The organism is Desulfarculus baarsii DSM 2075 (genome assembly GCF_000143965.1).
In the GTDB taxonomy this organism is placed as follows: domain Bacteria; phylum Desulfobacterota; class Desulfarculia; order Desulfarculales; family Desulfarculaceae; genus Desulfarculus; species Desulfarculus baarsii.
In genome coordinates this window covers 1,514,168-1,538,750 of record NC_014365.1, presented here as the reverse complement: position 1 = coordinate 1,538,750, position 24,583 = coordinate 1,514,168, and the positions used below count along the sequence as shown (strand labels likewise).

The 24,583-nt window shown below is 64.6% G+C and carries 23 protein-coding genes; 13 read left to right on the top strand and 10 right to left on the bottom strand.

Translation table 11 applies throughout. The features are described 5' to 3' along the window. Positions 1-18: 18 nt before the first annotated feature. The 5 genes from DEBA_RS06860 (at position 19) to DEBA_RS06840 (ending at position 4,775) form a co-directional block, all read left to right on the top strand. Entirely contained in the window at positions 19-537 is a 519-nt protein-coding gene (locus DEBA_RS06860; protein WP_013258194.1) for a type I restriction enzyme HsdR N-terminal domain-containing protein, read from the top strand. A 158-nt stretch (positions 538-695) separates the two neighbouring features. Continuing rightward, on the top strand, positions 696-1,736 hold the full coding sequence (locus tag DEBA_RS06855; protein ID WP_013258193.1) for a (Fe-S)-binding protein: 1,041 nt from the start codon (positions 696-698) through the stop codon (positions 1,734-1,736). 6 nt (positions 1,737-1,742) lie between these two features. After that, complete coding sequence (locus tag DEBA_RS06850) at positions 1,743-3,122, top strand: FAD-binding oxidoreductase (protein ID WP_013258192.1); 1,380 nt, start codon at positions 1,743-1,745, stop codon at positions 3,120-3,122. Next, complete coding sequence (locus tag DEBA_RS06845) at positions 3,122-4,273, top strand: (Fe-S)-binding protein (protein ID WP_013258191.1); 1,152 nt, start codon at positions 3,122-3,124, stop codon at positions 4,271-4,273. The genes DEBA_RS06850 and DEBA_RS06845 overlap by 1 nt, the downstream gene beginning before the upstream one ends. 124 nt (positions 4,274-4,397) lie before the next feature. After that, entirely contained in the window at positions 4,398-4,775 is a 378-nt protein-coding gene (locus DEBA_RS06840; RefSeq protein ID WP_013258190.1) for a thioredoxin family protein, read from the top strand. 126 nt (positions 4,776-4,901) lie between these two features. Here DEBA_RS06840 and DEBA_RS06835 read toward each other — a convergent pair whose 3' ends face one another. Next, entirely contained in the window at positions 4,902-6,410 is a 1,509-nt protein-coding gene (locus tag DEBA_RS06835) for a pyruvate carboxylase subunit B (protein ID WP_013258189.1), read from the bottom strand. 235 nt (positions 6,411-6,645) lie between these two features. Between DEBA_RS06835 and DEBA_RS06830 the strand changes: the two genes are divergently transcribed. Continuing rightward, entirely contained in the window at positions 6,646-7,683 is a 1,038-nt protein-coding gene (locus DEBA_RS06830) for a DHH family phosphoesterase (RefSeq protein ID WP_013258188.1), read from the top strand. Between the two features lie 43 nt (positions 7,684-7,726). On the opposite strand, the gene mdh is transcribed toward DEBA_RS06830, so the two are convergent. Next, the gene (mdh, locus tag DEBA_RS06825) at positions 7,727-8,662 is read right to left on the bottom strand and encodes a malate dehydrogenase (RefSeq protein WP_013258187.1); all 936 of its coding nucleotides are present in this window, start codon (positions 8,660-8,662) and stop codon (positions 7,727-7,729) included. Positions 8,663-8,789: 127 nt separating this feature from the next. On the opposite strand from mdh, the gene DEBA_RS06820 reads away from it, so the two are divergent. The 4 genes from DEBA_RS06820 to DEBA_RS06805 are packed head-to-tail and all read left to right on the top strand — an operon-like array spanning position 8,790 to position 11,187. After that, entirely contained in the window at positions 8,790-9,686 is an 897-nt protein-coding gene (locus DEBA_RS06820) for a phosphoribosylaminoimidazolesuccinocarboxamide synthase (protein WP_013258186.1), read from the top strand. A 25-nt stretch (positions 9,687-9,711) separates the two neighbouring features. Next, on the top strand, positions 9,712-9,933 hold the full coding sequence (locus tag DEBA_RS06815; protein WP_013258185.1) for a NifU family protein: 222 nt from the start codon (positions 9,712-9,714) through the stop codon (positions 9,931-9,933). A 23-nt stretch (positions 9,934-9,956) separates the two neighbouring features. Then, positions 9,957-10,622 carry an ATP-binding protein gene (locus tag DEBA_RS06810; protein ID WP_013258184.1) on the top strand — a complete coding sequence of 222 codons (666 nt, stop codon included), beginning with the start codon at positions 9,957-9,959 and terminating at the stop codon, positions 10,620-10,622. Positions 10,623-10,650: 28 nt separating this feature from the next. Further along, entirely contained in the window at positions 10,651-11,187 is a 537-nt protein-coding gene (locus tag DEBA_RS06805) for an ANTAR domain-containing protein (protein WP_013258183.1), read from the top strand. A gap of 4 nt (positions 11,188-11,191) precedes the next feature. Here the strand turns inward: DEBA_RS06805 and DEBA_RS06800 are convergent, their stop codons facing one another. The 3 genes from DEBA_RS06800 to thrC are packed head-to-tail and all read right to left on the bottom strand — an operon-like array spanning position 11,192 to position 13,589. After that, positions 11,192-11,668: a 23S rRNA (pseudouridine(1915)-N(3))-methyltransferase RlmH gene (locus tag DEBA_RS06800; RefSeq protein WP_013258182.1), complete on the bottom strand. Its 477-nt coding sequence runs from the start codon at positions 11,666-11,668 to the stop codon at positions 11,192-11,194. Next, positions 11,665-12,087, bottom strand: a complete 423-nt coding sequence (locus tag DEBA_RS06795; protein WP_013258181.1) for a PaaI family thioesterase — start codon at positions 12,085-12,087, stop codon at positions 11,665-11,667. Before DEBA_RS06795 ends, DEBA_RS06800 begins: the two co-directional genes overlap by 4 nt. Then, positions 12,087-13,589 carry a threonine synthase gene (gene thrC / locus DEBA_RS06790; protein WP_013258180.1) on the bottom strand — a complete coding sequence of 501 codons (1,503 nt, stop codon included), beginning with the start codon at positions 13,587-13,589 and terminating at the stop codon, positions 12,087-12,089. Before thrC ends, DEBA_RS06795 begins: the two co-directional genes overlap by 1 nt. Before the next feature lie 163 nt (positions 13,590-13,752). Between thrC and ectA the strand changes: the two genes are divergently transcribed. The 3 genes from ectA to DEBA_RS06775 are packed head-to-tail and all read left to right on the top strand — an operon-like array spanning position 13,753 to position 16,070. Then, entirely contained in the window at positions 13,753-14,364 is a 612-nt protein-coding gene (gene ectA, locus DEBA_RS06785; RefSeq protein WP_083778917.1) for a diaminobutyrate acetyltransferase, read from the top strand. A gap of 29 nt (positions 14,365-14,393) precedes the next feature. Next, positions 14,394-15,662, top strand: coding sequence for a diaminobutyrate--2-oxoglutarate transaminase (ectB, locus tag DEBA_RS06780; protein WP_013258178.1), 1,269 nt, complete (start codon positions 14,394-14,396; stop codon positions 15,660-15,662). A 15-nt stretch (positions 15,663-15,677) separates the two neighbouring features. Beyond that, positions 15,678-16,070 (top strand): ectoine synthase, encoded by a 393-nt coding sequence (locus DEBA_RS06775; RefSeq protein ID WP_013258177.1) that lies wholly within the window; start codon positions 15,678-15,680, stop codon positions 16,068-16,070. Positions 16,071-16,073: 3 nt separating this feature from the next. Here the strand turns inward: DEBA_RS06775 and DEBA_RS17690 are convergent, their stop codons facing one another. From DEBA_RS17690 to DEBA_RS06745, 5 genes are read right to left on the bottom strand one after another with little or no spacing between them, the layout of a single operon-like run. Next, a complete protein-coding gene (locus DEBA_RS17690) occupies positions 16,074-17,783 on the bottom strand; it encodes a TIGR03986 family type III CRISPR-associated RAMP protein (protein WP_013258176.1) in 1,710 nt (569 codons plus the stop codon). Continuing rightward, entirely contained in the window at positions 17,783-18,397 is a 615-nt protein-coding gene (csx19, locus tag DEBA_RS06760; RefSeq protein ID WP_013258175.1) for a type III-D CRISPR-associated protein Csx19, read from the bottom strand. The genes DEBA_RS17690 and csx19 overlap by 1 nt, the downstream gene beginning before the upstream one ends. Next, complete coding sequence (locus DEBA_RS06755) at positions 18,387-20,030, bottom strand: RAMP superfamily CRISPR-associated protein (RefSeq protein WP_013258174.1); 1,644 nt, start codon at positions 20,028-20,030, stop codon at positions 18,387-18,389. The genes csx19 and DEBA_RS06755 overlap by 11 nt, the downstream gene beginning before the upstream one ends. After that, positions 20,027-22,510 carry an RAMP superfamily CRISPR-associated protein gene (locus tag DEBA_RS06750; protein ID WP_013258173.1) on the bottom strand — a complete coding sequence of 828 codons (2,484 nt, stop codon included), beginning with the start codon at positions 22,508-22,510 and terminating at the stop codon, positions 20,027-20,029. Before DEBA_RS06750 ends, DEBA_RS06755 begins: the two co-directional genes overlap by 4 nt. Further along, entirely contained in the window at positions 22,503-24,353 is a 1,851-nt protein-coding gene (locus DEBA_RS06745; protein ID WP_013258172.1) for a Cas10/Cmr2 second palm domain-containing protein, read from the bottom strand. Before DEBA_RS06745 ends, DEBA_RS06750 begins: the two co-directional genes overlap by 8 nt. Positions 24,354-24,583 lie beyond the last annotated feature (230 nt).

Below are 24,583 nucleotides of genomic sequence, written 5' to 3'. Positions count from 1 at the left end.
GAGGCGAGGAGGATAAAAATGAGCCAGCAAAGAGATTTGATAACCGGACGCCTCCTGCCCTACTGTGACGACGAATACGTGCGCCAGGCCGTGGAAAAGCTGCTGCTGGAATTGGGCTACGAGCGCGGCGAGGTGGAGGTGGGCTTTGGCCGGCTGGTCGAACATCGGGGCCGCACGCTCTGCGTCAGCGCCGATCTGTTGGTCAAGCACGCCGGGCGGCCGGCGATGATCATACGTTGCGCGCGGGGCTCGCTGGTCAGCCGCGAGCAAGAGGCCCTGGCCACCGCCCGCCTGCTCAGCGATGACGCCTGGCTGCCCCTGGCCGTGGTCACCAACGGCCAGGACGCCGAGCTGTTGGACGTGGCCACGGGCAAGGTCGTGGACACGGGGCTGGCGGCCATCCCCGGCCCGGAGCGCCTGGGCCGACTGGTCGCGGAGGCCACGCCGCGCCGCTCGACGCCGGCCCAGCGCGAAAAGGCCCTGCGCATCCACGACGCCTATGGTTTCATCCAGTGCCCGGGCCAGTGCACGGTCTGAGCCGCCGCCGCCGCCTTTTTGCAAGGCCCCGCCAAAGCGGGGCTTTTTCTTTGGCCAATATTCATGTCATCCACTAGTGCATATGGTTGTTTTTCCCATTGACCGCCGGATTGCCCACGTGACAACATATCCATCACCAAAAACTGGGGAGGAATCCGGTGTACGACCTGAACTACGACCCGGCCATCTGCGCCGCGTGCCCGACCATCGATTGCCTGACGCGCTGCCAATACATGGACTTCGACCTGGACTCGGCCAAGGAACAGCGGCGGCTGATCCTGGCCGGGCAAAAGGCCAAGGCCCTGGAGGACTGCCTGACCTGCTACGCCTGCGAACAGCGATGTCCCAACGGCAACCACCCGTTTTACCTGATGGTCGAGCGACAGGAGCAACTGGGCCTCTGGCCCGCGCCGCTGCCGCTGATTCATCAGCAAGAGGCCATGATGGCCCCGCGCCGCGTGCGCGAGCCCGGCCCTCTGCACGATCCAGTGATCAACATGTGCTTTTTCCCCATGCTCACGCGCATGGTGCGCGGCGACCTGTTCAAGGGCGCTTCGTATTTTGTCGGCTCGGATATTTTTTGCAACGTCATGTGGCTGCACACCGCCGGCAATTCGACCATCCGCCAACGCCTGCCCAAGGTCATCGAGACGATCTGGAAAGAACACCTGGAGCCCAACGGCATAACCGAGATCGTCTGCTACCACGACGAATGCTATGGCACCTACACCCAGTTGGCCCCGGCCTTCAACATCGACGTGCCGTGGAAGTCGATCCACCTCTACGAGTATCTGCTGGAGCGCCTGACCGGCCTCAAGGACAAGATCAAGCCCCTGGGCCTGACCGTGGCCTATCAGCAGCCCTGCTCCAGCCGCTTGAGTCCCCAGATGCAGCCGCTGGTCGACGACATCTTCGCGCTGATCGGCGCGCAACGGCCCCAGCGCCAATACGACCGCGACAACGCCCTGTGCTGCGGCGGAGTGCCCCGCCTGCACCAGCGCGATCAGTTGGCCGACGATCTTCTGCGCAGGAACATCGACGACATGAAGGCCGTGGGGGCCCAGTTCTGCGTGTTCAACTGCCCGGCCTGCCTGATGACCATGGGCCACGACGTCTTCGAGGCCGGCGTGATTCCCATCTTGATGAGCGAGCTGTGCCAGATGGCCCTGGGCGAACAAATGCTGGTGATGGGAGGCTAGAACGACATGCGGCAATTCATCGAGCAATTGAAACGGATCGTCGGCGAGGCCTTTGTCTCCGACGCGGCCGAGGAGCGCTTCATCTATTCCCGCGACCAGGGCACCATGCCGCCCTCGGACCCCGACGTGGTGGCCATGCCCGCCGACGCGGCCCAAATCCAGGCCATCGTGCGCCTGGCCGGCCAACATAAAGTGCCGGTGGTGCCCATGGGCGGGGGGCTGGTGCTTTCCGGCCTGACCAGGCCGCTCAAGGGCGGGCTGGTCTTGGATCTCAAGCGCATGAACCGTGTCCTGGAGGTCAACGCCCTCTGCCGTTACGCCGTGGTCGAGGCCGGCTGTTCCGAGGGCATGCTCCAGGCCTATCTCAAAAAGCATCATCCCGACCTCAAGCACTCCATGCCCGACGCCCCGCCCATCGCCACCGTCGGCGGCAACATGCTCATCCACGGCTCGGGCCACATGTCGGCCTGGGCTGGCTATCACACCGATCAACTGGGCGGCCTGGAAGTGGTGCTGCCCGACGGCGAACTGGCCCGCCTGGGCACCTGCGCCGTCTCGCCGGAGTGGTTCGGCCGGGCCCCCCTGCCCGATCTGGCCGGGCTGTTCCTGGGCTGGGCCGGCGCCACCGGCGTGGTGACCAAGCTGGCCATCAAGTTGTTCCCCCGCCGGCCGTTCAACGACGTGCGCATCTTTGTCTGCGAGGACGCCGAGTTGGGGGCCCAGGTGATCAACAAGCTCACCGGCGTGGGCGTGATCGAGGACATGACCGCCTGGATGACCCCCGTGCCGGCTTGGGCCAATGGCCTGATCAACTTCAACGCCGTTTATTCGGCCAACAGCAAGGAAGAACTGACCTGGAAGCGCGAACTGCTCAGCGCGGCCGTCGGCGACCTCATCAAACAGCGGGTGGGCGGCTTCATGATGCTGCCGCCGCCGATGAAGAAAAACTTCATGGAAGAGCCGGCCAGTAACCTGGCCAAGTTCGCCGACGTCAAAAAAGGCGGCGGTTTTGAATACGTCGGGGCGATCATGCCCATCGACCGCTTCGCCCAGGCCTATCGCACCGGACTGGAGGTGGCCGAGCGCCACGATGTGGCCTATTCGCTGGGCTGTCGGGTCATCGGCCAGGGCCACGCCATGATGTTCTTCTACGCCTACGCCTTCAACCGGGCCGACCAGGCCGACATCGCGCGGGCCCAGGCCGCCCTGGAGGAGACCAACCTGGCGGCCCTGGACATGGGCGGCATCCCCTGGAAGGCCGAGGCGCCGGCCCAGAAACAGATCATGGCGCGCATGGATCCGGGCGCGCTGGCCCTGATGGGCCGCGTGCGGGCCATGCTCGATCCGGCCGGGATCATGAATCCGGGCAACTGGGAGGCTATGTGATGGAATACGCCGAGATCCTGCACCGCTGTTTTCGCTGCGGCTACTGCAAGCTGCCCAGCGACTACTCCGACCTCAGTTGCCCGTCATACCTTAAATATCGTTTCGAGACGTTCTCGCCGGGCGGCCGCATGTGGCTGTTGCGCGGCTGGCTGGACGGCCAATTGCAAACCAGCCCGCGCCTGCAAGAGATCATCTATTCCTGCGCGGCCTGCGGCAACTGCGTCGAACACTGTAACTTTCCCAAGTTCAAGGATCACATCCTCGACGCCTTCATCGCCGCCCGGGGGCTGATGGTCGAGGAGGGCCAGGTGCCGCCGACCGTGCGCGACTATTTCAAGGCCATCCAGCAGAGCGGCAACCCTTACAAGGCCCCGCAAAGCGCCCGCGGCAACTGGGCCAAGGGCCTGGATTTGGCCGCCTACGCCGGCCAGGAATATCTATTCTACGCCGGCGACGTGGCCTCCTACGACGAGCGGGCCCAAATGATGGCCCGCGCCGCGGTCACGGCGCTAAAAGAGCGCGGCGTGGATTTTGGCGTGCTGGGCGCCAGTGAGCTGGCCGACGGCAACGAGACGCGGGTGCTGGGCGAACGCATGCTCTTCGAGGTGCTGGCCCAGGCCAACATCGAGCAGTGGCAGGGGCTCGGCGTGCAAAAAATCGTCACCGTCGACCCCCACGCCTATCACGCCATCAGAAATCACTACCCCGCCCTGGGCGGCCAGTTCGAGGTGTTTCACTACAGCCAATTGCTGGCCCCGGCCTTGAAGGCCCAGCCGCCGGCCGGCCCGGGCCGCGCCGTCCGCGTGGCCTTCCACGACCCCTGCTATCTGGGCCGCCACAACGGCGAATTCAAGGCCCCGCGCAAGGCCCTCCAGGCCACGCCGGGGGTGGAGCTGATCGAGCTGCCCCGCGCCCGCAAAAACGCCCTGTGTTGCGGCGGCGGCGGCGGCAACTTCTTCACCGACATCGTCGGCGCGGGGCCCGGCGCGCCGGCCCGCGAACGGGTGCGCGAGGCCGTGGCCAGCGGCGCGGAAGTGCTGGCCGTGGCCTGCCCCAACTGCTTGAAAATGCTCTCCGACGCCGTCAAGGCCGAAAACCTCGACGAGCGCCTGGCGGTCAAGGACTTGGCCGAGTTGGCCCTGGGACGCTGAGCGCGGACGGTCGTCGCCAGCCTGAACTTTGTTCAAGCGGCTATTGCCCGCGAGCGACGAATTATGCGACAATGATTCGTGGAAAGACAATCAGTCCCAACCCAACACGCAAGAGAGGCGCTTCATGATTTTCGCTCGTCTTGTCGTCATCGCGCTCTTGGCCTTGCTGACGTCAAACGCGGCCGAAGCCACGCCCAAGGTGCAGTACGGCGCGGAGCCGGTGCCGGGCATGGTCACCCTGATCCAGGCCGGCTACGAACGATGTGGTTTCTGTACGGTGATGGAAGGCTCCATCGAATACGTGGCCGAGGCCTTCAAGAAAAACCTGGCCGTGCGCTACGTGGATGTGCTCCACGACGTGGCCTTCCGCAAGAAATACGAAGTCGACGCCGCCCCGGCCCAACTCATCTTTGGGGCCGACGGCAAGCTGCTCACCCGACACATCGGCTTTTGCACCAAGTCCGAGTTGCTGGAGATGCTGGGCAAAGTCGGCGTTCGCTAAGCGATCGCCGCGCGGCCCGCGCCTGGGACAAGGGCGAGCGCCAGGCCGACAACAAAACGAACGACACGAAGCAAAAGGCCCCCCGCCCACCCGGGCGAGGGGCCTTCGATCTTTTGGCGGGCCCGGTTACTTCTTGGCCAGCTTCTGCTTGACCTCTTTGGCGCACTCGGCCATGAGCTTGTCTTCCTCGGCGATGTCGTCGAGGCTCTTGCCCTTCATGTTGGCGGGCATGGGCAAAAGGCCATGCTTGATCTTGACGAACTGGGTGCCGGTGACGTCGTAGATGGCGCTGGTCATGACGTCGAAGTCGTCGGCGCCGGGGATGTCCTTGACCCGCTCCTTGGCCTGATCCATCTCGGGCTCGAGCACGTCGGCGGGCCGGCCGTCAAAGGGCTCCGTGCCGCGGGCGTAGCCCTTGAGCACCTTGGCCCGCACCTCGGGGTCGACCGGGGTGGGCGTCTTGCCGTAGAGGCCCCAAACCAGGCCCTTGGTCTCGTTGGTCACCAGCTTGTATTTGCCAAAGAGCACGTTGAGCACGGCCTGGACGCCGACAATCTGGCTGGTGGGGGTGACCAGGGGCGGAGTGCCCAGTTCCTTGCGGGTGACGGCCACTTCCTTGTAGACCTCGGGCAGGCGGTGCAAGGCCTTGTTTTCCTTGAGCTGATTGACCAGGTTGCTGATCATGCCGCCGGGCACCTGGTGCACCAGCACGCCGGTGTCGATCTGGGCCATGGTGGTGCTGGACATGAAGTCGCGGTATTTGGGGGCGATCTTCTCCAGGTGCTCGTTGATGGCCAGCAGTTTGCGCAGGCTAAGCCCGGTGTCACGCGGGGTGTTTTCCAGGGTGACCAGGATCGGCTCGATGGCCGGGTGGCTGGTGCGCAGGGCAAAGGGGGCCAGGCAGGTGTCGATGATGTCGACGCCGGCCTCGGCGGCCTTGAGCATGGTCATCGAGGCCATGCCCGAGGTGTAGTGGCTGTGCAGGTGGATGGGCACGTCCACGGCCTGCTTGAGGGCGCGCACCAGGGTGTAGGCGTCGTAGGGGGCCAAGATGCCGGCCATGTCCTTGACGCAGATGGAGTCGGCCTCCATGGCCACCAACTGGCGGGCCTTGTCCAGGTAGTAGTCGAGGTTGAACACCTCGCCGCCCATGAAGCGCTCGGTGAGGCTGTAGCAGATGGTGCCCTGGAAGTGCTGGCCGTTGGCCTTGATGCGCTCGACGACGACCTCGAAGTTGCGGTAGTCGTTGAGGGCGTCGAAGGTGCGGAAGACGTTGACGCCGGCCTCGCAGGACAGGTCGACGAACTTGCGGGCCACGTCGTCGGCGTAGTTGCGATAGCCCACCAGGTTCTGGCCGCGCAGCAGCATGGCGAAGGGCGTTTTCTTGGCGTATTTGCGCAGGGTGCGCGGACGCTCCCAGGGGTCTTCGCCCAGGAAGCGGCTCATGGCGTCGAAGGTGGCCCCGCCCCAGACCTCCATGGCCCAGAAACCGCACTCGTCCATCTGCTCGGCGATGGGAATCATGTCCTCGGTGCGCATGCGGGTGGCGAAAAGCGACTGGGTGCCGTCGCGCAGGGTGAGATCTTGAACCTTAAGTGGGGTAGGGTTGCCGCCCCAGTCGAGGGTATCGCTCATCGGTAACTCTCCTCGGTTGCTAGTAGTGTAGGGGCCTGAGCCACCGCGGGTGTTAAACGGGCCGGCCGGGGCGGACAGGCAAAAAGGCGTTTTAGCCAATAAATATAACGCCATCTTTTGAGCTGCGTCAAGGGCCGTGGCAAGCCAAGAGGGCCCTTGCCGGCCCGGCCCTGCCCGTGTATCCTGTTGATACGCAACCAGCCAAAACCAATAACAAAGCGATTCGGCCAAAATCATGAGCGCGCCCAAAAACAGTTCCGCCAAGCCACGCGGCCTGTCCGCTCGGGTCAAAAAACTTCTCGGCATGTTCAATGGCGATGACCACGTGCTCATCCTCATCGCCGCCGACCCCGACGCCCTGGGCTCGGCCCTGGCCTTCAAACGCCTGTTGTGGCGGCGGGTGGCCGGAGTGACCATCGCCTCCATCAGCGAGATCTCCCGCCCCGACAATCAGGCCATGATCCGCCTGCTGCAGATACCCATGGAGCCCATCGAGAAAATCGACCCGCGCGCCTTTTCCAAAAAAGTGATGGTCGACAGCCAGCCCCATCACAGCCCAAGGTTCCCCGAGCCGCCATACGACGTGATCATCGACCATCATCCCCCCATCGACAAACAACAAGCCGAATACGAGGATATCAGACCGACCTACGGCGCCACCAGCTCAATCCTCACCGAATATCTGCAAGGGGCGCGGATCAACCTCTCCCAGCGCCTGGCCACGGCCCTGCTCTACGGCATCAAGACCGACACCGACAGCTTCGGCCGGCCCGCCCTGCAGGAAGACATCAAGGCCTTCCAGTTCCTCTACGCCAAGGCCAGCCAGTCGACCCTGCGCAAGATCGAGTTCAGCGAGATGCGCATCGAAGACCTGCAACCGCTCCAGGACGCGCTGAAAAGTTTTGTCATGCGCGGCCACAGGTTGTTCGTCCATCTGGGCCAGGTGGCCAGCGCCGACAACCTGGTGCAGATCGCCGACTTTTTCCTGCGCGTGGCCACGGTCGACGCCTGCGCGGTCAGCGGGGTGGTGGGCCAAAAAGTGGTGGTGATCTTCCGCAACGCCGCGCCTCGGCTCAACGCCGGCAAGATGGCCCAAAAGGCCTTTGGCCGGCTGGGCGCGGCCGGCGGCCATCGCGCCATGGCCCGGGCCGAGGTGCCCTTGACGGCCATCATGAGCCAGTTCCCCGGCCTGGACCACGACAAGCTGGGCCTGCGCATCCGCCAGATGATCCAGTTTCCCAACGCCCAAAAAAGAACGCCGCGGCCCGAGTGACCGGGCGCGGCGTCGGCCGGCGGCAGGCGCGCCGAGCGCGGGGCTAGTAGCCCAACTCGGCCAACAGCTCCACCAACTTTTGCACGGCCCCGGCGCTATTGTCGAGGGCGGCCTTTTCGTCGGCGGTCAGTTTGATCTCGACCACATCCAGCACGCCGCCCTTGCCCAGCTTGACCGGCACGCCGATGTAGAGGTCGTTGTAGCCGTATTGGCCCTGCAAATAGGCCGCGCAGGGCAGGATCTTCTTTTTGTCCTTGAGGATGGCCTCGGCCATCTCCACGGCGGCGCTGGCCGGGGCGTAGTAGGCGCTGCCGGTTTTCAGCAGGCTCACGATCTCGGCGCCGCCCTGGGCCGTGCGCTGGCAGAGCGCGGCGATCTTGTCGGCGGGCAAAAGCTCGGTGATGGGGATGCCGGCCACGGTGGAAAAACGCGGCAAAGGCACCATGGTGTCGCCGTGGCCGCCCAGCACGAAGGCGTGGGTGTTTTCGACGCTGACATCCAGCGCCTCGGCGATGAAATAACGGAAGCGGGCCGAATCGAGCACGCCGGCCATGCCGATGACCTGTCGGGGCGGCATGCCGCTGGCCTTGAGGGCCACGTGGCACATGGCGTCGAGGGGGTTGGAGACGACGATGATCACCGCCTCCGGTGATAGCGGCGCGGCCCGCTCCACGGTGGCCTTGACGATGCCGGCGTTGGTTTTGATCAGATCGTCGCGGCTCATGCCCGGCTTGCGGGCGATGCCGGCGGTGACGATGATCACGTCCGATCCGGCGGTGTCGGCGTAATCGTTGGTCCCGAGCAGACGGGCGTCGTGTTTTTCCACCGGCGCGGCCTCGCACAGGTCCAGGGCCTTGCCTTGGGGCATGCCCTCGACCACGTCCACCAACACCACGTCGGCCAGTTCTTTTTCGGCGGCGCGCTGGGCGCAGGTGGCCCCCACGTTGCCGGCCCCGATAACCGTTATTTTCCCGACCATCTAGGTTTCTCCTTGGCGATCTTTATGATAGGTTTAGCCAGCCGATTGCAGAATACTCTCCACCCGCCCCTCCAGTCAACGCCGCGATGGCCGCCGGCTGGCCGGGGCTCGTTCATGGAGCGCGTAAATGCCTGAAAAGCCCGTTATTCAGACCAACCTGGAAGGCGTGCCCCTGGTCGGCCGCGGCAAGGTCCGCGACATTTACGACCTGGGCGAGCACCTGCTCATCGTCGCCTCCGACCGCGTCAGCGCCTTCGACGTGATCATGCCCGACCCCATCCCCGACAAGGGCAAGGTGCTCACCCAGATATCGCTGTTTTGGTTCGAACAGATGGCCGACCTGACCGCCAACCATCTGGTGGCCTGGGAAGTGGCCGATTTTCCCAAACAACTGCACAAATTCGCCGACCAACTCGCCGGGCGTTCCATGCTGGTCAAAAAGGCCCGGCCCCTGGCCATCGAGGCCATCGTGCGCGGCTACATCACCGGCACCGGCTGGAAGGACTATCAGGCCACCGGCCAGGTCTGCGGCTACAAGCTGCCCCAGGGCCTGCAAGAGAGCCAAAAGCTCGACGAACCCCTGTTCACCCCCAGCACCAAGGCCGACCTGGGCCTGCACGACGAAAACATCGACATGCAACAGGCCGCCAAAATCGTCGGTGACGAGACCGCCCGGCAAGTGGCCCAGCGGGCCCTGGCCATCTACGGCCGGGCCAGGGACTACGCCGCCGGTCGCGGCATCATCATCGCCGACACCAAGTTCGAGTTCGGCTTTCACGACGGCCAGCTGATCCTCATCGATGAGGTGCTGACCCCCGATTCCAGCCGCTTCTGGCCGGCCGACGACTACGCCCCCGGCCGCGGCCAAAAGAGCTTTGACAAACAATTCCTGCGCGATTACCTGGAAAGCATCGGCTTCGCCAAAAAGCCGCCCGCGCCCAAGCTGCCGGCCGAAGTGATCGAGGGAACCCGCGCCCGCTATCTGGAGGCCCTGACCCGCATCACCGGTCAGGGGCTCAAGTAATCAATATTCTGGAGCAACCAAGACGATGAAACAACGAGTGCAAGAAGCGCTGGACAAAATACGCCCCGCCCTGCAAAAAGACGGCGGTGATGTCAAACTGGTCGACGTCAGCGATGACGGCGTGGTCAAGGTGCAGCTCCAGGGGGCTTGCCACGGCTGCCCCATGAGCCAGATGACGCTGAAGATGGGCATCGAAAAGGTGCTGAAGCAAAACGTGCCCGAGGTGCAGAAAGTCGAGTCGGTCTAGAACGAGACCGGCCAGGGGGAGCCTTGAGCCAGCACGATCTCGACGGCCCGCCGCCCCAATGGCCGCCAGACTGCGCGGCGGTGGCCAGGACGGTCTGCCACCGCGTCAAAAACGACCTCCAGATGCTGATGAACCTGCTGGTCCTGGCCGAGGCCGGGGCCGGCACGCCACAGGAGCTCTCGGAGGCCGTGCAAAAACGCCTTTCGGCCCTGGGCGCGGTCTACACGCTCATCGCCGACGAGGGCCGTCAGCCCACGGCCCAGGCCCTGGCCCGCGAGGTGGCCAGGCGGGTGCTGGCCCGTCATGGCCTGGCCCCGGCCATCAACACCGAAGGCGATCCGCTGCCGTTGAGCCTGCGCCTGTGCTCACCGCTGGCCCTGTGGCTGGGCGAGGTCATCGACAACGCCGTGTGCCATGGCCGGGCGGCCGACGGCGCGGCCAGGCTCGCCTTCCTGGCCGGCCGCGACGATGACGAGACTTGGCTGGCCGTCGGCGACGCCGGGCCGGGCTTGCCGCCGCGCTTCGATATCGAAGCCCATGCCGGCCTGGGCCTGCGTCTGGCCATGGCCGTGGCCCAGCGCGATCTGGGCGGGGCCATGACGTTGCACTCCGAACGCGGGGGCGTGACGGCCAGGCTGTGCGTGCCCGAGCGTGAATTCCGGCGGCTGTCCACCGAGGCTTGGCGCTAGCCGCGAAAAAGATGCGACGGAGGTGATCTTGAACGGGGGGATCAGGGTCGTGGTCGTCGGGCGTGAGCCCGGCTTGGTGCAACACTGGGCCGAGGCGCTGTCGGCCGATGGCTGCCTGGTGGATGCCTGCGCCGGCGGTTTTGGTCTGGCCCGCCGCCTTTGCCGCCAAAGCGACGCCGAGGTGGCCGTGCTCGATGGCGCCCTGCCCCGCGAGCCGGAAAAGCTCAAACGCCTGCGGCAAAGCGTGGCCGTGATCTGCCTGGGCCCCAACGCCCACCAGCGGTGCCAAGCCGACGCCATGCTGCCCGCGCCGGCCGCGCCAGAGCTGCTGCGGGCGGTGGTGCGCCTGATCGTCGGCAATCGCCGCCGCCTGGCCGAACTGGCCCTGCGAGCCGCGGCCCTGCGCCGCGAGATCGAACAACACAAATCCATGGAGCGGGCCAAGGGCCGCCTTATGGTGGCCTTTGGCTTTTCGCCGGCCCAGGCCGAACAACGCCTGCTGGGCATGGCCCAGCGCCTGGAAATCTCCCCAGCGCGAGCCGCCGAGTTGATCCTGGGCCAGTGACGGTTCAGGCGCGGTGGTAGGGCGCGCCGGCCAGGATGGCGCAGGCGCGGTAGATTTGTTCGGCGACGACCAGGGCGGCCAGTTCGTGGGCCATGGTCTGGGCGCCCAGACTGACGCGCCTGTCGGCCCGGGCCAGCGCCGCCGGGCCAAAGCCCAGATGCCCGCCCACCAGCAACACCACCCGCCGCCGGCCATCCAGACGGGCCGCGGCCAGTTCGTCGGCCCAACGCTGGCTGGACCACGGCCGGCCAGCCACGTCAAGGGCCCAGACCATGTCACGCGGGTCGAGCTTTTGCAAGATGCGCCCGGCTTCTTCGTCCATGAGCTGGGCCGGCGGACGGCTTTTGACGGCCTTGGCCGCCCTGACGCACAGCAGCTCCAGCCCGCCGTAACCCTTCATGCGCCCGGCATAATCGGCCAGGCCGTCGGCAATGTAGCCGGCCGAGGGCCGACCCACCGTCAACAGGGCCAGGCCGGTCACTGGCCGCCCTTGCGCAGCAAAAAGCGCGCCGTGGCCTGGGCCAGGAGCACGTCGCCATCGGCCTGGCGCACCTCGCCGTGGGTGACGGCCAGACGCGATTTCAGCTCGACCACCCGGCCCAGCACGACGACCTCACGTTCCAGCATCAGCGGGGCCTTGTAGGCGATCTCCATGCCAGTGGTCACGCCATGGCTGCCCGATTTGATCAGGGCGTGGGCCATGATTTCATCCAGCAGCGTGGCCACCACCCCGCCGTGGGCGATGCCCGGCCAGCCCTGATAGTGGGCCGGCAAGACGATGCGGCAGACGGCCGCGCCATCCTCGAAGCCCACGCGCATGCCCAGGCCCACCGGGTTGTTGCGGCCGCAAGCAAAGCAACCGCCGTCGTCGTTCAGCGGCGGCGCGTCAAAGACGCCCATTATTTTTTCTCCAACCCCAGCCGCGCGGCCACGGCGTCGGAGGTGGCCTCGACAAAACGGCGGAAGGCCTGTGGCTCCAGGGGTCGGCCCGGCGCGGGCAGTTGCTCCTCGGGCAGGGCCGCCACGAGTTGGGGCATGTTGACCAGCTCTGGCCGGGGGCTGACGCCGAACTCGGCCGGGAAGCTGTTTTCGAAATACATCTGCTGGAAGCCGGCGAACTTGAGTTGATGGGCGGTGGCGTCGCAGATGGCCCGTTCGCTCGCTCCGACCAGGCCGGCGGCCCGGGCCTGGGCCAGGCCGGCCAGGGATTCGCCGCCCTGGGTGCAGACGATGTGGCCGTGGCGATTGGCCAGGATCATGTGGTCCATGATCTGCTGCTCGCTGACCTGCACCACGTAAAAACCGCCGCCGCCAAAAAGATCGTCGTAGCGCCGGGCCAGTTCGATCACCCTGGGCATGGACACGGGGTTGCCGATCATGGCCGCCTGGGCCGTGGAAGCCTGCACGGTCACCGGCCGCCAGACGCGTTTTTCGGGCGAAGATTGCTGATAATATTGAAAAACTGGATCGGCATGGTGGCTCTGCACGCCGATGATCTTGGGCAGCGACGTGATCACGCCCAGGTCCAGCAGCTTCATGAAGCCGCTCATGATGGCGCTGATGTTGCCGGCGTTGCCGATGGGCGCCAGCACTAACCGGCCGGTCATGTCCCAGTCCAGGTCTTGGGCCAGTTCGTAGGCGTAGGACTCCTGGCCCAGGATGCGCCAGGCGTTTTTGGAATTGAGCAGGGCCACCTGGTAGTTGTCGGCCAGGTGCTCGACGACCTTCATGCAATCGTCGAACACGCCAGGGATCTCCAGCACCGCCGCGCCCGCGCCCAGCGGCTGGCTGAGTTGCTGGGGCGTGACCTTGCCCCGGGGCAGCAGCACCGCGCTTTTGACCGCCGGGGCCAGATACGCCCCGTAAAGGGCCGCCGCCGCCGAAGTGTCGCCGGTGCTGGCGCAGATGCTGAGGATCTGGCCCGCGCCACGATGCTTGATCAGATAATTGATGTAGCTCAGCGCCACGGCCATGCCCCGGTCCTTGAACGAGGCGCTGGGGTTCTGGCCATCGTTTTTAAAGGCGAAATCCAGGCCCAGGGTCTGCTTGAGCAAGGGGCTGGCCTCGACGATGGGCGTGTGGCCCTCGCCCAGATAGAGCACCGAATCCAGCGGGATGACCGGGGCCAGCAACTCGGCGTAGCGGAAAACGCCCTTGAGCGCGGGGATGTTGAGCATGCGCCGCAGGTCGAAGATCCGCCGCCAGCCAGGGCCGTCCAGGGCCTTGAGGCGGTCGAAGGCGCGGTCTTCGATGAGCAGCACCTGGCCGCAGTTGGGGCAGGTGTAGAGCAGCTTTTCGATGCCGTGATGGCCGCCGCAGCCCAGACAGCGATAGGCCATCTGGCCGCCGGGCGTGGGCAGCAGGCGCTCCTGATCCTGGGGCGCGAATTGTTCTGGGCGCATTTTGTTCTCCCCGCGCGAAAAAAAGCGACAGGCCCGCCCGCCGGGCCCGACCTTGCCGGAACCACAAGGATATTCCGGCCCGGCCGTGGTGTCAAACAATTGCCCATGGCCATGGTGGGTTGACACGGCCGGCCGATGGTGTTAGTTATAAACAATACTTTGCATGCTAATTAATTTGATCGAATCATTTCGCGTTGTTTTGCCTGGCTCTGTTTGCTTCGCCTGCTTGATGATCGATCCGTTAGGTCGACTTTCTCTTCGCCTCATGGAACCCCTGATACGCATACCAACCCTGGCCGACGGCGCAGCCGTGCATGAAGTCGTCCTGGCCTGCCCGGAGCTCGACGCCAACTCGCGCTACGCCTACGCCCTGCTCTGCCACGAGTTCGACCAGACCGCCCGCGTGGCCGAGATCGACGGCGTGGTCGTGGGCTTTGTCTGCGGCTTTCGGCCGCCGCGCCGGCCGCGGTCGCTGTTTGTCTGGCAGGTGGCCACGCTGCCGGCGGCGCGGGGCCTGGGCCTGGCCGGTTGCATGATCGAGGCCATCGTCGCCGATTCGCGCGCCAATGGTCAACCCATTGATCACCTGGAGGCCACGGTGGCCGAACACAATCTGGCCTCGCGGCGCTTGTTCGCCGGCCTGGCCCGGCGGCTGGGCGCGCCGCTGGCCGTCGAGCCCTATATCACGGCCGAAACCTTTGGGGCCATGAAGCACCCCGCCGAGCCCTTGATCCGCATCGGCCCCATAACCAACCAGCGTGGCCGCGGCGGTTAAACGCCGCTCCGCGCCAGGGAGAAAAGCCAATGAAGACCATCGAACGCCTGGAATCCAACGTCCGCAGCTATTGCCGATCATTTCCCGTCAAGTTCGACCGCGCCCAGGGCGCGGTGCTCAGCGACCACCAGGGCCACGCCTATCTGGACTTTCTGGCCGGCGCCGGCACGCTCAATTATGGCCACAACCACCCGGTGCTGAAAAAGGCCCTGGGCGACTATCTGGCCGCCGACCGCATCGTTCACGGCCTGGACATGGCCACCGTGGCCAAAAAAGACTTTCTCGACACCTTCGAGCGGCTGATCCTCAAACCGCGCGGCCTGGATTACAAAGTTCAGTTCACCGGCCCCACCGGCACCAACGCCGTCGAGGCCGCCCTCAAGATCGCCCGCAACCACACCGGCCGCCACAACGTGGTCGCCTTCACCAACGCCTTTCACGGCGTGACCAGCGGCTCGCTGGCCTGCACGGCCAACTCGTATTATCGCCAGGCCGGCGGCATGCCGCCCCAGGGCGTCAACTTCGCGCCCTACGACGGCTATCTGGGCCCCGATGTCGATACGGTCGACGTGCTGGAAAAGATGATCCTCGACGGCAGCAGCGGGCTGGATCTGCCGGCGGCGGTGATCGTCGAGACCGTCCAGGGCGAGGGCGGCCTCAACGTGGCCGGCATGGGCTGGCTGCGCAAGTTGGCCGCCCTTTGCCGCCGCCACGACATCCTGCTCATCGTCGACGACATCCAGATGGGCTGCGGCCGCACGGGCTGGTTTTTCAGCTTCGAGCCGGCCGGCGTCAAGCCAGACATCGTCACCCTGTCCAAGTCGCTCAGCGGCTACGGCCTGCCCATGTCGCTGGTGCTGCTCAAGCCGCGCCTGGACAACTGGCGGCCCGGCGAGCACAACGGCACATTCAGGGGCAACAACCTGGCCTTTGTCACCGCCCGGGCGGCGCTTGCCCACTTTTGGGCCGATGACGCCCTGGCCCTGGACGTGCGGCGCAAGGGCAAGATCCTGGCCGAGCGCCTACGGGCCGTGGCCGAGGACGACGGCGGCATCGAGTCGCGGGGCCGGGGCATGGCCCAGGGGCTGGATTGCAAAAGCGGCGAACGCGCCGGCCGCATCTGCCGCCGGGCCTTTGAACTGGGCATGGTCATCGAGACATCGGGCAGCGAAGGCCAGGTGGTCAAGTGCCTCTGCCCGCTGACCATCGGCGACCAAGAGCTAAGCCGCGGCCTGGATATCCTGGCCCAGAGCGTGGCCGAAACCCCGCTCGACGACAGCGACGCCATCGCCTGCTAAAAAAAAGGAGCGCCCATGTTGGTTCGCACCCTGGAGCAAGCCCAAAAAACGCCCCGCCGCGTGACGGCCCCGAACTGGGAGAGCACGCGCCTGTTGCTGCGCGAGGACGGCATGGGCTATTCGTTTCACATAACAACGATTTACCCCGGCACCGAGACCCACATCCACTACAAGCACCACCTGGAGACGGTCTATTGCCTGGAGGGCGAGGGCGAGGTGCGGACCCTGGCCGACGGCCAGCGCCACGCCATCGCGCCGGGGGTGATGTACGCCCTGGATCGCCACGACGAGCATCTTTTGCGGGCGCGCACGACCATGCGCCTGGCCTGCGTGTTCAACCCGGCCCTGGCCGGCCACGAGACCCACGACGCAAACGGCGTCTACCCCCTGCTCGACGACGAGGGTTAGCGTCTATTTTTTTGGCGGCGACAGAATGGGCAACCCCGCATCTTTCCTGATGTCGGGCAGGCAATAGCGGTTGTTGGGGTCGCCTTCATTGAACACGAACCACTTGAACGACTCGCCGTTGGGATTGGGCGGCGCTGGTTTGCCTTCTTGTTGGTTGCTTTGACGCGCGCGGGGGTAATGCACGGGCAGTTTGTTGTCGTAACCCTTGGCCGCGCGCCGAAAAGCGGCGATGTATGAAACTTTTTCGAATTCCTTATCGTTAGTGGACGCTATGGCGCTTTTATAGGCCTCTATCGCGCCGTCAATAACGTTTTCTTCGTCGGCTGTTTTTGGCCACAGCCCGCCATCGAGGTCAGTCAGGCTTTGATAGCGCGCTTTCATGTCCTGACCGGTGGCCAGCTGCGTTTGGGCGCGGTCAATTTCCAGCCGCACGCTGCCCAGGCCCAGGGGCTTGGCCCCGCCCAGGCGGTGGCAGTGATTTTCTTTCAGCGACAGCAGCCAGAGCAAGGCCCCCAGCTCAAACTTGCTCAGGTTATCGACCCACAAGTCGAACTCGAACGCCACCTTCGGCCGCACCCAGCCGGTGATGCTGCGGTTCTGGCTGGTCCGCTGCTCCTCATCGTTCGCGCGCGGCTGGCGATATTCCTGGAAAAAGCCATTGATCGCCTTTTGCGTGCGGTCTTCCATGGGGTTATCCCAATATCCGTCCAGCACCACGAGATGGCCGTGATGAGGATAGACCTTGCGGCCGCGCAGATAATTTTTTCCTCCATAGCCGGCTTTCTCTTTGTCGACGCCCTTGCCCACCGGATCGCCATTGGTGTTTTGCGCCATATAAAAGCGGCCCTGCTGGGGCTTGGGCTGGCCAAGTATGGCCAGGGGCAGGCCGTCGTCAAACGTGTCGAGGGCTTTTTGCGGGCAATCTTCCAGGCAGCGCACATGGCCAACGCGCAGATTGCCGCGATAGGCGCTTTTTGCTTTGCCCTCCTGGCCCACCCAACCAAACACCCTGTCAGCCGGCGAAAGCTGACTCATTTCGGTGGCGGGCAGCAATGATTCATCAATATGAGCTGTCACATCTTCTTTTTCTTGTCTTCGTTCTCGTTGTTCCCTTTTAGACCTAATTTCATAACTTCCAGCAAACACGCCCATGCGCGAGTTGGTGACGGCCTCGAAGGCCGCGCGCAGCATGCCTTTTATCGACGTGGGCGGCACGATGGGCAGGCCCTTTTCATCGAGCAATGGGTCATACTTTTTGTGCTCGATATTTGGGTCCACCTTGGCGGTGTCAGGGACGATCAGCGGCGTGACGGTGGTCATCTTCACCCGGATGCGCCCGGAATAGCAATCCTCGTGATAAACATGATGGCCACGCGGATTGCCGTCGCCGAGATCGCCAACATAATTTTCCCTGGACGGCGTGGGGATGAAATTATAGGGGTTATGAAAATCGCCCATTTTATCCTTGCCGGCGTCTGGCTCCGGCCCTCGCCAGTCTGAACCAACCGGCCGAACGTTATACGCCTTGCCGTTGGCAATGTCAAATTCGACTTTATCGCCCTCTTTTATCTTCTCGGAAATTGGCTGTAATGACGGCTCCACGCTGGTTAAGTCTGGCATAATATTTCTTGTTTCGCCATTTCTATCCGGATAATTGAATGTATATTTCGTCTTGTTACCTTTAACGATAATGTGGAAAGCGCCTAACGTCATCACTCATCCTCTGCCTTCTCTGGCTTGCAGCACAGCTCAACCAAGCACTCGGCCAGCACGCCGACGTTGCCATAATCATCTTCAACGCCCAGGTATTCCTTGGTCCGCAAAAACACGCGCTTGTCTGCTTCGCGCGCGCACGGAACCCACAGATCGTCAATGCGAAATTCTCGCAGCCGCGTCCACCTCTGGCCAGTGACATCGTCGCGTTCTTCTTCGGCCGGCTTGCCCCAGAGCAGATAATCTTGATCGTAGCATTCCAGATATAGCTTTTTGGCAGCCTCGCCCCAATCATTACCTGTTACACTTTGTGGGCCACCATCTTCATTATCGCACAGCCACACCGCCTTGCCGCAACGATCGCCACGGCCGTGGGATAGCCAACGCACCTCATAGCCTCGGCCAAAAATGCGCGCCTCGTAAAATTGCTGTGGAGACAATGATTTGCCGCGAAAACGAAACTGATCGTTTCCTGCTTTGGTTGCATTGCTGACAATGGCGAACTGGCAGCCGAATCCGCCATAAAGCAGCGCGACGTCTTTATCCAACGGCCTGATTATCGTCCGAAGCTTGACGTTATCGATCGTGTAATAATAGAGATGTTTATCGCCCATTGCCGCCCCCATTATTGCTTGTCACCCAGGCCGTCCAGGCTTCATTCAATTCCGTCACCTCGACGCCGAACGGAAACTTAGCGCCCGCACGGCCGTGGAATATCTCGCCCAAATCACCGCCGCCATCCGGCAGCGCTCCCGCCGCTTTCCAGCTAACTTTTGTCAGCTCGATCTGGCCCAGGCCACGGTTGACGCCATAGCCCAGGGGCAGCAGGCCATCTTGCATGTCGCGCAACAAAAGCAATAAAAGCGCGCACATGGCCATGCCTGAGCGATCTTTGCCCGCCTCGCTCCGGCGGGGAAACTCCAGGCGGATGACCAGCGGCGACCACTGGTCGGGCGGCGGGCTCAGCTCGCTGAACAGCAGGCCATCGGCCGCGCCGCCCGTGAACCGGTCGATGGCCACGTGGTCGCGCTGGGCGAACGTTTTTTTGTCAAACTTCTCCGCCAGCCATGCCTCGGCCTTGACCTTGCGCTGGTGGTAGACGTCTTCCACGGTCAGCAGGCCGGCGTTTGCGGTCGTGCCAAAAAGCTCCCTCACCAGTGGCACTTTAATCTGATCCAGCAGCGGCACTTTGATCTGCTTGGCAAAATCCGCGCATCCGGCGAGTTCATTCTCCGGGAATTTCTTCGGGTCCAGCACCGTGCGCATGATGCGTTCGGCCCGCGCCCGCAGCGCCCCCTTGATCGAGCTGCCGGGCAAAACAGCCGCCAGATCGCCGCAACCCGTGGCCCCCATCAGCGGCAAGGCCTTGATACCCTGGCCCTCGCGGCCAGACTTGACCATCAGCGGCCCCAGCGCCCGCCACTCGATGCTGGCCCGCACATAGGGCGGCGCGCTGAAGTCTTTCTTGAGATGCGCCGCGAGCAACTTGCTAGGATCGTTACTAGTTTTTTTCGACGGCTTTTCATCGTCGGTCAGCCAGGCGAACAGGTCTTCCTTGCTTTCTTTCTTGCCGTCACGACAAAAGTCATAGACGCGAAATTCCGGGCACTCCAACGTGACCAGCCCCAGGCCTCTGGTCTTGCCGCCGCCCAGGCGCAGGCCGTGCTCTTGCATGTGGCCCAACAACCAGCCCAGGGCGTGGCGGCATTTTTGAGCCAAACCGTCATCCAGCGGCAGATCAAGCTCCAGACGCAGGGGGATGCGCGAGTCAGGCGGGATCACCGCCCGGCTGTGGAGCAGGCCGTGGCTGGCCGCGCCGCTGACGCGGTCGATGGCCACGCCGTCGCGGGGCTCCCAACGGGGCGCGTCGCAAAGCGGCGTTATCTCGGCGTCGTCGACGATCAGCAGCGAGGCCTGGCCGTTGTCCGGGCTCCCCTTGCCGGCCGACCGCTCGCTGTGCTTGCGATCATCCTGGAAGCCAAAGAGCAGGCAGAGAAGAGCTTTTTCCTCGTCGACATCCGACGCCCCACAGGGCGGTTCGTTTTCCTTGTCGACGCCCAGCGCCTCGCGCAGCAAGGCGCGCATGGGCCCGGCCAGGCTGCTGCCCGGCACGTAATAATTGCCTCGGCCATTTTGCGCCAAGGTCAGGTCCACCGCCTCGTCCACGGCCAGGCCGCCCACGGCCAGCGGCCCCCGGCAGCAAAGCTCCCCGCGGACCACCACCTTGCCTCTGATCGGCCGACTCATCGGGCCCCCCCTTTGTTTTGCGCCTTGCTTGCGTCCTCGCGCCCTTGGAGCACCCGGCAGATGCACAGCAATGTCGCGCGCACGGCCCATGGGCCCAGTTGTTTTTTCAGCTCGTTCACGCCGCCAGCGGTGGCGGTGATTTTTTCCAGCGCGTCGTCTCCCAGCCCCAGGTCGCCCCAGATTGGCCCATCGTTTTGGCGATAGCCGCGCAGTTTTTTCAGCACACCGTCAGGTAATTTGGGCTCTTTGCCTTCGTGGTTCAGCCACAAGTAGAGGCGCTTCAAGGGCTTATCATCCGCGCCGGCCACCAGGTGGGCCCGCAGATCGCCCAAGACGCCCTTTGTCGGCCAGCACTCGCCCAGCGGCTTTTTTTGATAGGCCACGGCCAGGGCCGCCCGGTTGACCGCCGCCCGCCAGGCCGCCTCCTCCGCCTGGCGCAGATAGGCAAACTCTTTGTCGTCACGATCGTTTTTGGCCAAAGGCGAGGACGCTTCGTCCGGCGACCCGCCCGCCGCGTCGGCCTTTTCCCCGCGCTTGAGTTGCGGGGGGGCATCGCGCAAAAAGCTTGGGTTTAACGCCACCTGGCCGAAGCCTTCGGCCCGCCGCGCGCCCAGGCCGCTCATGGCCAGGCGCTGGAGATCCTCTGGTCGCCACTGGCCTTCCACTTTTTTGAAGCGAAAGCAGCTACCCGCGGCCAGGCCCACCAGCGACGGCGCGGGCAGGCCCCAGTTGACCTGGAAGCCGTCGCGCCGCTGATGACGCCCCCGGCAAGATGGCGTCTTCTCCGCTTCGTCAAGCTCCAGCGTCACCCCGAGTTCGGCCTCCAGGGCCTTGGCCAGGCCGTCCGGGTGGCCGCCAAAGGCCAGCAGTTCGTCGCGCGCCAGCAAGTCCGACAGCAGCCAGACCACAAGCTTGCCGTCAGCGGATTCGTTCGGCGCGCCCAGCCCGACCACTGCCTCGGACGGCGCGTCGTCCAGCAGCGTGAACTGGGCCTGGCCATAGTCGTCTTTTTTCGAGCGGCCGACGCGGATGGATTTGTTCAGCGCCTCGCGCAGTTTTTGCCGCTTGGTTTGATCCGTTGCGATATCGGCCAGCTCCGGGGCCAGGCGGATCTGGCCGCGCAGCCGCGCGCCGGCCCGGATATGCTGGTAGGCGTAGAGCCCACCCACCTGCTGGCTGGGCCGCTGGCGCTGGTCCTCGATGGTGTTGTGCATGTTCAGACCCAGGCTGGGCTGATGATAAAACGTCTCGCCCGCGTCGTCTTGGGCCACATAGCCGCCGCGCAAGGCCTTGTATTGCTTGACCACGTCGCCTGGCGTCCCGCCATCTTCGCCCCGCGCGCCCGCGTCGCCTGACGAGGCAAGCAGGCTGTTGCGCACGGTTATTGCACAATCAGCGGCGTCTTCCGTGGGCCGCTCAAAGGCCATGGGCGCGGGCAGGGAGGGCTGGCCGTCCACCTCCGGGTAGGCGTTGGTCAGCGCCACGCGGCCGTCGGCGATCCAGCGGCGCACGGCCATGTCGCCTTTGTCCGGGTCTTGACCCGTGGCCGCGCGCAGGGCCTGGCCTAGATGGCCCAGCAGCATGGTTCCGGGCACGTAATCCAGGCTCTTGACCACGTTGCCGGCCACGGTTTGCACGGCCACCAGCGGCGTGTTGGCCTCCAGTCGGTAATCCAGGGCCTGCCAGCCGCCAGCCTGGGCCGTGGCTTCGGGGCAGCGTTCGTCGTCGTCGGCCGGCCGATCGTCTGGATGCTTTGGTGTGTGCTGAATCAAGCGCTCGGGCGGATTTTCTGGGTCGAGCAGGTCTCGCCACCGCTTGCTCGGGTCATCCCAGACAGCGCCGCGCAACTCCAGCCGGCACCGGCCCTTGCCCCGCCGGCGGTCGCCGCCGATGCGCCGCACGGCCTTGGCCCCGGCCCAGAGCAAGGCCAGATGCTTCTCGCCCAGACCCTCGCCCAGCTCCAGCTTGGCCGTCAGCTCGGCCCCGGCCCGGGCTGTCTCGCTGAAATATAGGTGATTATCCTGGGCCCGGCCGCTGTCGCTGTCGATCTTGACGCCAGGCTGCAAAAAGCAAAAGGCCGCGCGCAGGGCCGGCTTGTGGGCCACGGCCGCGCACAGCTCCGGCGAAAACCGGGCCGGCCGCACGCTCAGGCGGGCCGGGCTGGCCGCTTGGGCGTCCAATTCTTGCGCCACGTCGCCCCAGTCGGGCGGCTGCGCGCCAAAGATATCGGCCACCGCCCCGCGCCAGCCAGTCTGCTTGTCGTCGTCGTCGCCGCACGCGCGGTTGGCGATGTCGTCCAGGGCCTGGGCCACCATTTCGCAGCCGTCGCGCCACAGGCCGGTGACGGTCTTGGCCGGCAGATAGGGCAGGCCGTCATGGTCGCGCAGCACCTGGCGGTCCGCGCCGCCCTCGCCGCCCGCGCCCAGGCCCACGCGCCAGTCGGAGTCCATGCGGATGATCAGCTTGCAATCGTTATTCATCATTGCCCCCCATGAAACCCTTGGCCTCCAGGGCGTCGAGGAAATAGGTCAAGCGCGTGGTTTTGTTTTCCTCGCACTCGCAAAAAAAGAGGCAGTCGTCGCCGGTGGCCGCGCGCCAGGCATCGGCAAAATCGCCATAGCGCTTCATGGTCCCATATTGGAAGGCGCTCTCGGCATGCTTATCCACGGCCCAGATGTTTTCGACCACGGCGTGAGCCTGGCTGGGCGGCAGAATCGGTTTATACACGCCACTGGCGTCGGGAAGCTTGGTTTGCAGGGCTTGGGCGGCGCAGCAAAAGCGCTCCCAATCGTGGCATGCCAGCCACTGGGCAACGGCGTCGTCGGCCCCATCGCCCGCCACCACGCCCGCGCCCAGGGCGTAGGGCTTGGCGTGGAGGAGCATGCCTGGCGCGGGCCGCAAGCGTTGGCGCAGATCGTCCAGGCTGGTGAACGACGAATCGTGGAGGATGTGAAAATCCAGCGCCGAGCAAGGCTTTCCCAGCGCCTTGGCCTTGACCTGCTTGGCCGAACGCAGCAGCTCCTCGGCCAGGTCGTGGGCCACGTGAAAGGGAAAGTGGGGCTTGATGATGGCCACGCCGGCGCAGATGCCCAGCCGGGGCGCGCCCAGGGCCTTTTGGCAGATATATTGAACGATGGCGTCGGGCTCGACGGCCGAATCGTCCTCTGGCAATTCTTGCTGCCACCCTGCCACTTGCCCTTCAAACGCCTTCAGAAACGCCGCGCAAAAGGGCAAGGCCAGCTCGCCGGTCATCACCACCGTCAGGTCGTCGCCGCCCAGCACCACCGGGAAGATGGGAAAACGCCACGTATCGTCGCCAGCCCGCTTGACCAGATCAAGGGCCTTGCAGACAAGCAGGGCCTGCTTGAACGCCTTTTGGGCGCACTCATCCAGGCCGCGCGAAAACTCGCGATAGGCGTCGACATAGGCGCGGTTGAGCGCGCCGCCTTTCAAGGCTGGCTTGATTTTGCCGACATGCGTTCCGAAGTTCAAAAACACCTGGCCCAGGCCGTTGCCGTCGGCGTGGATCACCGCCAGCCAGTCGGCCCCCATTTTGTCGAATGTGTCGTGGTTCAGCAGGTTGCCAAACAACCGGCAGTCCGGCCCGTAGAGCTGGTTGAACCTTTCCCGCGTTTTGTTGTATCGCTGTCTTTGCCGCTTGGTCAGGGTGGTCCTTGAGCCCGCGAAAAGCGGCTCCTTTTTGTCTGATTGCGCCGCGGGCTCGCCTTGGCCGGCGGTCGACTTGCCGGGGGTCTCGCTAAAAAAGCCGCTGGCCGGGCCGCCGCTGCTGACGCAGGCCGCCGTCACCGGCAGGCGCTGAAAACGAGCCAAGGGGCCGCGCCGCCGCAAACGTGCCTGCTCGAAACGCTGGTGGGCCTGCAAATTGGCTGCGGCCACGGCCCCGCCTTCGCTCCAGCAACGCGCGGCGGAATAGACGCCCGTGGCGTCCACGCCGGGCAGATAGCGGCAGACCCGCAGCGACCAAGCGCGAATCAATTTATTAGCCAGGCAGTCGTCCTTAACGCCGCCGTTGTCGGCCACCAGGATCAGGGCCTTGCCGCTGGCCGCCACCATGACCTCGGCCTGGCAATCGCCCTCGAACAGACGCCCGTCCTTGAACTCCACGCACTGCTCTTGCTCGCGCCAATATAAATTGTGCCGGCCCGGGCAGACGGCATCCAGGCTCTCGCAAACCAACTTGGTGCCCACCTCGTGCACGATCTGCGAAGCGCCCATGATCTCGCGCAGCTTGTTGGCAGCGAAGATATAGGCCTGGTTGCCCGAGGTCTCCAAAAGGACCAACCTGAATTTTTGCTCGCACATGTCCGCTCACCCCCGACAGGCCAGGAACGATTATGTGACGCTACGGCGTCGTAACGTTATGATGTCAAAGCGTCTTGATACGCGCTGGTTGGCCGGAACAAGTCTGGCCGGCGGCCATGGGCTGGTGCGATCTAGGCGGAAAAAGGCGGTGCGCCCGCTGGCGGCTTGCCCCCCAACTCGGCCGCCACGCCGAACCTGAGCGTGGCGGCAATGACGACCTTAGCACGCCT